Annotated in this window: 6 protein-coding genes; 5 read left to right on the forward strand and 1 reads right to left on the reverse strand. The window is 70.6% G+C overall.

Annotation, left to right across the window (positions count from 1 at the left end; genetic code table 11):
* Positions 1 to 81 precede the first annotated feature (81 nt).
* A complete protein-coding gene (locus EEJ42_RS36645; protein WP_123106507.1) occupies positions 82 to 2,316 on the reverse strand; it encodes a transglycosylase domain-containing protein in 2,235 nt (744 codons plus the stop codon).
* A 218-nt stretch (positions 2,317 to 2,534) separates the two neighbouring features.
* Between EEJ42_RS36645 and EEJ42_RS36650 the strand changes: the two genes are divergently transcribed.
* The 5 genes from EEJ42_RS36650 to EEJ42_RS36670 all read left to right on the forward strand — a co-directional run bounded on the left by EEJ42_RS36650 (position 2,535) and on the right by EEJ42_RS36670 (position 7,577).
* A complete protein-coding gene (locus EEJ42_RS36650) occupies positions 2,535 to 3,476 on the forward strand; it encodes an SPFH domain-containing protein (protein ID WP_123106508.1) in 942 nt (313 codons plus the stop codon).
* On the forward strand, positions 3,473 to 3,820 hold the full coding sequence (locus EEJ42_RS36655) for a type II toxin-antitoxin system antitoxin (protein ID WP_342778378.1): 348 nt from the start codon (positions 3,473 to 3,475) through the stop codon (positions 3,818 to 3,820). The genes EEJ42_RS36650 and EEJ42_RS36655 overlap by 4 nt, the downstream gene beginning before the upstream one ends.
* Positions 3,821 to 3,895: 75 nt before the next feature.
* The gene (locus tag EEJ42_RS36660) at positions 3,896 to 4,420 is read left to right on the forward strand and encodes a PadR family transcriptional regulator (protein ID WP_039937797.1); all 525 of its coding nucleotides are present in this window, start codon (positions 3,896 to 3,898) and stop codon (positions 4,418 to 4,420) included.
* Entirely contained in the window at positions 4,417 to 5,103 is a 687-nt protein-coding gene (locus tag EEJ42_RS36665; protein WP_063735799.1) for an ABC transporter ATP-binding protein, read from the forward strand. Before EEJ42_RS36660 ends, EEJ42_RS36665 begins: the two co-directional genes overlap by 4 nt.
* Positions 5,100 to 7,577 (forward strand): ABC transporter permease, encoded by a 2,478-nt coding sequence (locus EEJ42_RS36670; protein WP_123106510.1) that lies wholly within the window; start codon positions 5,100 to 5,102, stop codon positions 7,575 to 7,577. The genes EEJ42_RS36665 and EEJ42_RS36670 overlap by 4 nt, the downstream gene beginning before the upstream one ends.
* The last annotated feature ends 47 nt before the right edge of the window (positions 7,578 to 7,624 follow it).

The following is a 7,624-nucleotide window of genomic DNA, read 5'->3' on the forward strand; positions in this document are numbered from 1 at the left end:
CGCCCGGCACGCAAGGTGCCGGGCGGCCGGTTCGGTTCAGCGCTATCAGACCTGTCGGATCGGTCAGACCTGTCGGATCGGTCAGCCGCCGCCTTGTCCGTCGTCGTCGCCGCCGCCGTTCTCCCCGCCCGGCAGGGTGGCCGGGGGGCTGAGGGTCGGGGCGGTCGGGGGCGTGGACGGCGGGGTCGACGGCGTCGCGGGCGTGGTCGGCGCCGTCGGCGAGTCGGTCGGAGTCGGGCTCTTGCTCGGCGTCGGGCTCTCGCTCTCCGTGGGAGGCGCGGACGTGGTCGGGGGCTCCTCGGACTCCGTCGTCGGCGGGGGCGGCGGGGCGTTGTCCAGCTCGGTGTCCAGGTCGAACTTCGTGGTCGAGTCGTCGTCCAGGGTGCTGCCCATGTACGAGCTCCAGATCCTGGCCGGGTAGTCACCACCGTTGACCCGGCCACCGCCGGCCAGGCCCTTGAGCGTGACCTGCTTGCCGCCCTTCGCCTCGCCGAACATGCCGACCGAGGTGACCAGGTCGGGGGTGTAACCGGTGAACCAGGCGGACTTGTTGTCGTCCGAGGTGCCGGTCTTGCCCGCCATCTCCTGGCCCTGGGTGCGCACGGCCTGGCCGGTGCCGTCGTCGACCACACCGGTCAGCACCTGGGTGACGGAGTCGGCCGCGCCACGGCTGATCGCCTGGCCGTTGGTCGGGTCCGGAAGCTCGGGCTTCGTGTCGCCCTTCTCGGCCGACTTCACGAACGTCGGGGTGACCTTCTTGCCGTGGTTGTCGAGGGTCGCGTAGACCCCGGCCATCTCCTTGGGACTGGCGCCCATCACGCCGAGCGACATCGCGGGGCGCACGTCGAAGCCGTTCTTCACGTCGCCGTTCATGCCGAGCTCCACGGCGGTGCTCTTGACCTTGTCCAGGCCCACGTCCACCGCCATCTGCGCGAAGACGGAGTTGACGGACTTGTTCATCGCCTTCTGGACGTTGATCGGGCCGTAGGACTTGTCGTCCTCGTTCGGCGGGGCGAAGGCGGTGACGCTGCCCTTGACCGGCCGCTTGCTGGTGCCGTCGTAGAGGGTGCTCGCCGTGATCGGCGTGCCGTTCTGGGTCGTCGAGCCGTTCTCGTAGGCCGAGGCCAGGATGAGCGGCTTGAAGGTGGAGGCGGGCTGGTAGTCCGCACGGGTCGCATTGTTGATGTAGTGCTCGGTCGCGCCCGCGCCGCCGTACATCGCCACGATGCCACCGGTCTTGGGGTCCACGGAGATCGCGCCGGCCTGCGCGTCCTTGTCGACCTGTCGCTTCTTGGGGTCCAGCTTGTCCGTCAGCTCGGTGCGGACCGCCTTCTCCAGCGCCTTCTGCTTCTTCTTGTCGATGTTGAGGGTGACCGTCCAGCCGCCGGCCTCGAACTCCTTCTCGTCCACCCCCTCCTTGTACAGCTCCTCCTTGGCTGCCTTGATCACGTAGCCGGTCTGGCCGTCGAGCCCGGCGATGGGGCGGGGCGCGATGGGTTTCTGGAACTTCAGCCCGTCACGCTCGCTCTGGGACAGCCAGTCCTTCTCGACCATGTTGTTGAGGATGTAGTTCCAGCGGGCCACGACCAGCTTCTTGCCGTTGGGACCGGCCGTTGAATAGTCGTACTGGCTGGGGGCCTGGAGCAGTGCCGCGAGATAGGCGCCCTGCGCGACCGTCAGCTTCTCGACGTCCTTGTTGTAGTACGCACGGGCGGCGGCCTGGATGCCATAGGCGCCGCGGCCGTAGTAGCTGGTGTTGATGTAGCCCTGGAGGATGTAGTCCTTGGACCGGTCCTGGTCGACCTTGAGGGAGATCACCAGTTCCTTCGCCTTGCGGCTGACGGTCTGCTCCTGGCTGAGGTAGTAGTTCTTGACGAACTGCTGGGTGATGGTCGAGCCACCCTGCTTGCCCCGGCCGAGGGCGGTGTTGATCAGACCGCGGGCGGTGCCGGAGAAGGACACGCCGGAGTCGGTGTAGAAGTCCTTGTTCTCGGCGGCGACGAAGGTGTGCTGCACCTTCTTGGGGATCTTGGAGAGCGGCACCGACTCGCGGTTGACCGAGCCCTCCTTCGCCATGATCGAGCCGTCGCTGTACTTGTAGATGTTGGCTTCCGCCCTCGCCGCGGCGTTGGCCGGGGGCACCTTCACGAGCATGTACAGGATGAAGAACCCCCCGACGGCCAGGGCGCCCAACGCGACGAAGTAGCCCAACACCATCTTCCAGGTGAAGAACCGGCGTATACCCCCCCGCTTGGCGGCCTTCTTGGCCCTGCGTGCGCCCTTCTGCCGCGCCCGCCGATCGTCCGCTCTACCCATCTCTCCCGCCGCTCCAGTCCATCAGCCCCCCGCACCCAAGCCAGCTCATGAAGCTAACACCGCTACAACCGGCAAATACTCATCGATCGAGCTTTTTCCGTACGTGACAAAGAGCACGTCTCTCACGGGAACTGACGGGCCAGCACCGCCGAGGGTTGCACAGGAAGCCAAATGTGCTATCACTTTGCTAGACACTCTCGAAGAGAAACGGGGACTCCATGACCGACACCGCCACCCCCACCGCCGACATACCGGCCATCCCCGAGCCGCAGGTACGGGAGCGGCCCGCCCAGAACATCAGCGGCGGCCTCGCCCTGCTGCTGGGCCTGGTCGGGCTGATCGCCGGGGTCGGGCTGATCCTGGCCGGGGCCGCCGTCGCCGCCGAGCACAAGGGCGCCGGGTCCACCGCGCTGATCGTGGCCGGGATCGTGGTGATCCTCACGTCGATCATCACCATGTGCGGGCTGAACATGGTCGCGCCGGGCGAGGCCCGGGTCGTCCAGCTCTTCGGCCGCTACCGCGGCACCATCCGCACCGACGGGCTGCGCTGGGTGAACCCGCTGACCAGCCGGGAGAAGATCTCGACCCGGGTGCGCAACCACGAGACCGCGGTGCTCAAGGTCAACGACGCCTACGGCAACCCGATCGAGCTGGCCGCCGTCGTGGTCTGGAAGGTCGAGGACACCGCGCAGGCGATGTTCGAGGTGGACGACTTCCTGGAGTTCGTCGCCACCCAGACCGAGGCGGCCGTGCGCCACATCGCCATCGAGTACCCGTACGACGCCCATGACGAGGACGGCCTGTCCCTGCGCGGCAACGCCGAGGAGATCACCGAGAAGCTCGCGATCGAGCTGCACGCCCGGGTCGAGGCGGCCGGGGTCCGCATCATCGAATCGCGCTTCACCCATCTCGCGTACGCCCCGGAGATCGCCTCCGCGATGCTCCAGCGGCAGCAGGCGGGCGCGGTGGTCGCCGCCCGGCGGCAGATCGTGGACGGCGCGGTCGGCATGGTCGAGGCGGCGCTGGCCCGCATCACCGAGGAGGACATCGTGGAGCTGGACGAGGAGCGCAAGGCGGCGATGGTCAGCAATCTGATGGTGGTTCTGTGCGGCGACCGCGCTCCGCAGCCCGTCCTCAACACCGGCACGCTCTACCAGTGACGGACCGGGACGAGGAGGGCACGGCCGCGGAGGGCGCCGCCGGAGCGGGCACGCCCGAAGCGGGCTCGTCCGGCGCGGGCGCGGCCGGTCGGCAGTCGCGGCGGCAGCGCAAGCAGATGCTGCTGCGGCTCGACCCGGCGGTCCACGACGCCCTCGCCCGGTGGGCGGGCGAGGAACTGCGCAGCGCCAACGCGCAGATCGAGTTCCTGCTGCGCAAGGCGCTGGCGGACGCAGGCCGACTGCCCGGCACGGCCCGTCCGATCCCGCGCCGCGGCCGCCCGCCCCGCCCGGCGGCCGGGGACGGGCCCGAGGATGGCGAATCCGGGGGCAGGAACCCGCAGTAGGCCGCTGACCAGCGCAGATACATCGCTCATCGCAGCTATACACACGAGGTATACGCATGGTGTAGAGTGCCGCGCATGTCAATCGGCCACACCCTGCTCGGACTTCTGGAGTCCGGCCCACGACACGGGTACGACCTCAAGCGCGCCTTCGACGAGAAGTTCGGGCATGACCGCCCGCTGCACTACGGACAGGTCTACTCGACCATGTCCCGGCTCCTGAAGAACGGCCTCGTGGAGGTCGACGGCGTCGAGCACGCGGGCGGTCCCGAGCGCAAGCGCTACGCGATCACCGACGCGGGCATCACCGATGTGGAGCAGTGGCTCGCGCAGCCCGAGAAGCCCGAGCCCTACCTCCAGTCGGTCCTCTACACCAAGGTCGTCCTCGCCCTGCTCACCGGGCGCGACGCCGCCGATCTGCTCGACGTCCAGCGCGCGGAACACCTGCGGCTGATGCGCGAGCTGACCCAGCGCAAGCGCGGCGGCGACCTCAGCGACCAACTCATCTGCGACCACGCCCTCTTCCATCTCGAGGCCGACCTGCGCTGGCTTGAGCTCACCGCGGCCCGCCTCAGCCCACTCGCCAAGGCGGTGCGTTCATGACTCCGGCGGGATCCCTGCTGATAGCCGACGGCCTGCACAAGTCGTACGGCCCCACCCCCGCGCTCGACGGCGCGGACTTCTCCATCCACGCCGGCGAGGTCGTCGCCGTGATGGGCCCCTCCGGCTCCGGCAAGTCGACGCTGCTGCACTGCCTGGCCGGGATCGTCCGGCCGGACTCCGGCGCGGTCCACTACGGCGGGCGCGAGCTGTCCGCCCTGTCGGACGCCGAGCGCAGCAGCCTGCGCCGCGGCGAGTTCGGCTTCGTCTTCCAGTTCGGCCAGCTCGTCCCCGAGCTGACCTGCGTGGAGAACGTCGCGCTGCCGCTGCGGCTGAACGGGGTCAAGCGCAAGGAGGCCGAGGCCCGGGCGGTGTCCTGGATGGAGCGGCTGGAGGTCGCCGACGTGGCGGCCAAGCGGCCCGGCGAGGTCTCCGGCGGTCAGGGGCAGCGCGTCGCGGTCGCCCGTTCGCTGGTCACCGGGCCGCGGGTGCTGTTCGCCGACGAGCCGACCGGCGCGCTGGACTCCCTCAACGGCGAGCGGGTCATGGAGCTGCTGACCGAGGCGGCCCGGGAGACCCGTACCGCGGTCGTCCTGGTCACCCATGAGGCGCGGGTCGCCGCGTACTCCGACCGCGAGGTCGTCGTGCGCGACGGCAAGGCGCGGGACATGGCGGGCGTGCGATGAGCGGCCCGAAAGACGGCCCCACGAGCCCGGGCGACGGCACCACCGGCCGCGCGACCCTGACGGCCGTACGGTCCTCGCCCCCGGCCCCGGCCCCCGAGCCGCCGCGGCGCCCCGGCATCGCCCGCTGGGCCGCGGACCTCGCCATGGGCGGCCGGTTCGCGGTCACCGGCGGACGGGAGAGCTGGGCCCGGACGATCATGACGGCGGTCGGCGTCGGCCTCGGTGTCACGCTGCTGCTGATCGCCGCATCCGTCCCCTCCATGGACTCCGGGCGCAACGAGCGGAACAACGCCATCGCCGCCTTCGGCTTCGGGGAGGAGCCGAAGCCGGGCCCCGGCACGATCCGCCTCGCCATGGCGAACACCGACTACCACGACAAGGACATCCAGGGCCTGGTGATGGCGCCCGACGGCGACCGTCCGCCCCGTCCGCCGGGCATCGGCCGCCTTCCGGCCGCCGGGGAGATGTGGGTCTCGCCCGCGCTGAAGGAGCTGCTCGCATCCGACGAGGGCAAGCTGCTCCGGGACCGCTTCCCGTACCGCACCATCGGCGTGATCGGCGACAGCGGACTGTCCGGGCCCGCCGAATACCGCTACTACGCGGGCGTCCCCCAGGAGCAGTTCGACCGCGTCCCCTCCGACTACCGCATCGACCGCTGGGGCGCCCAGGACACCAGCGGGGACGAGCTGGACCCCGCGCTGGTGCTGCTGGTCGTCATCGGCTGTGTGGTGCTGCTGCTGCCGGTGCTCATCTTCATCGCCACCGCCGCCCGCTTCGGCGGCGAGCGGCGCGACAAGAGGCTGGCCGCGCTGCGGCTGGTCGGCGCCGACATCCACATGACGCGGCGGATCGCCGCCGGTGAGTCGCTCTTCGGATCGGTCCTCGGGCTCGCGGTCGGCGCCGCGCTGTTCCTGATGGTGCGGGAGGCCATCAGCGGCGCCTCGATGATGGGCCTGAGCTTCTTCACCTCCGACATCACGCCCTCCCTCCCGCTCGCCCTGGCGATCGTGCTGACCGTGCCCGCCTCGGCCGTCGCCGTCACGCTGCTCGCCCTGCGCGCCATCGCCATCGAGCCGCTGGGCGTCGTACGGAACGCCACCCCCAAGCGGCGGCGGCTGTGGTGGCGGCTGCTGCTGCCGCTCCTCGGCATCGGGCTGCTGGCTCCGCTCGCGGGCGGCTTCGGGGCGAGCGGTTCGGGCGGCAGCGACCTCAAGCCGTACCAGGCCGCGGCCGGTGCCGTGCTGCTCCTCATCGGCACCACCGCGCTGCTGCCCTGGCTGGTCGAGGCCGTGGTGGAGCGCTTCGGCAAGGGCCCGGTGCCCTGGCAGCTCGCCACCCGCCGGCTCCAGCTCAGCAGCGGCACCGCGGCACGCGCGGTCAGCGGCATCACGGTGGCGGTCGCCGGGGCCATCGCGCTCCAGATGCTCTTCGCGAGCGTGGAGGCCCAGAACACCGAGGAGACGAACCAGGACCCGAACCGCGCCCAGCTGGTCATGAACATGAACGTGGACAACGGCGCCCAGGCCCGCGACGCGTTCGCACGGCTCGGCGCGGCCAAGGGCGTGCGGAGCGTGCTCGGGGTCACCGAGGCCTCCTTCTCCGACCCGCGCAGCAAGGCGAAGGACCCGGCCTACATCCCGACCGACTCCCTCACCGTCGCCGACTGCCCGGCGCTGCGCGAGCTGGCCCACATCACGAGCTGCCGGGACGGCGATGTGTTCACCGTCACCGCGGACCCGGAGTACACGGGCCCCGACCACGCCTTCGCGAAGCCCGGCGCGCAGATCAATCTGGCCTTCGACGACGGCATACCCACGCCCGACAAGCCGACGCTGTGGACGGTCCCCCGCTCCGCCAAGGAGGTGGAGTCCAGGCAGGACCCGATCGGCGCCCAGCGCTCCGGCATCCTCGCCACCCCCGGCGCCTTCGACGTCTCGGACCTGTCCGACCCGCAGGCGGTGGCGATGCTCAGGCTGGACCCGAAGGTGCCGGACGCCGAGGAGTACGTACGCAACGCCAGCGCGACGATCGCCCCGACGCTGGACGTGATGCAGCTCACCAGCTCGTCGCAGTCGTCCGAGTTCCAGGCGATCCGCAACGTCCTGTTCATCGGCGCCACCGCGACGCTGCTGCTCATCGGGGCCAGCATGATCGTGACCACACTGGAGCAACTGCGGGACCGCAAGCGGCTGCTCTCGGTCCTGGTGGCCTTCGGCACCCGGCGCACCACGCTGAGCTGGTCGATCCTGTGGCAGACCGCGGTCCCGGTGGTGCTGGGTCTCGCGCTGTCGATCGCGGGCGGGCTGGCGCTGGGCGTCCTGCTGCTGAAGATGGTCGGCGAGGGGATCGCCGTGGACTGGGCCGGACTCGCCGCGATGACCGGCATCGGCGCGGGCGTCATCCTGGTGGTGACCCTGGCCAGCCTGCCGCCGCTGTGGCGCATGATGCGCCCGGAGGGCCTGCGTACGGAGTAGCCCGTACCGATGGGAGCACGCGCCGTCGCGGCGGGGAGGAACCCCCG

The sequence above is a fragment of the Streptomyces botrytidirepellens genome (assembly GCF_003721215.1).
In the GTDB taxonomy this organism is placed as follows: domain Bacteria; phylum Actinomycetota; class Actinomycetes; order Streptomycetales; family Streptomycetaceae; genus Streptomyces; species Streptomyces himastatinicus.

Coding starts and splice junctions, on each gene's coding strand:
- EEJ42_RS36645 (WP_123106507.1), bottom strand. CDS start 2,316: ATGGGTAGAGCGGACGATCGGCGGGCGCGGCAGAAGGGCGCACGCAGG.
- EEJ42_RS36650 (WP_123106508.1), top strand. CDS start 2,535: ATGACCGACACCGCCACCCCCACCGCCGACATACCGGCCATCCCCGAG.
- EEJ42_RS36660 (WP_039937797.1), top strand. CDS start 3,896: ATGTCAATCGGCCACACCCTGCTCGGACTTCTGGAGTCCGGCCCACGA.
- EEJ42_RS36665 (WP_063735799.1), top strand. CDS start 4,417: ATGACTCCGGCGGGATCCCTGCTGATAGCCGACGGCCTGCACAAGTCG.
- EEJ42_RS36670 (WP_123106510.1), top strand. CDS start 5,100: ATGAGCGGCCCGAAAGACGGCCCCACGAGCCCGGGCGACGGCACCACC.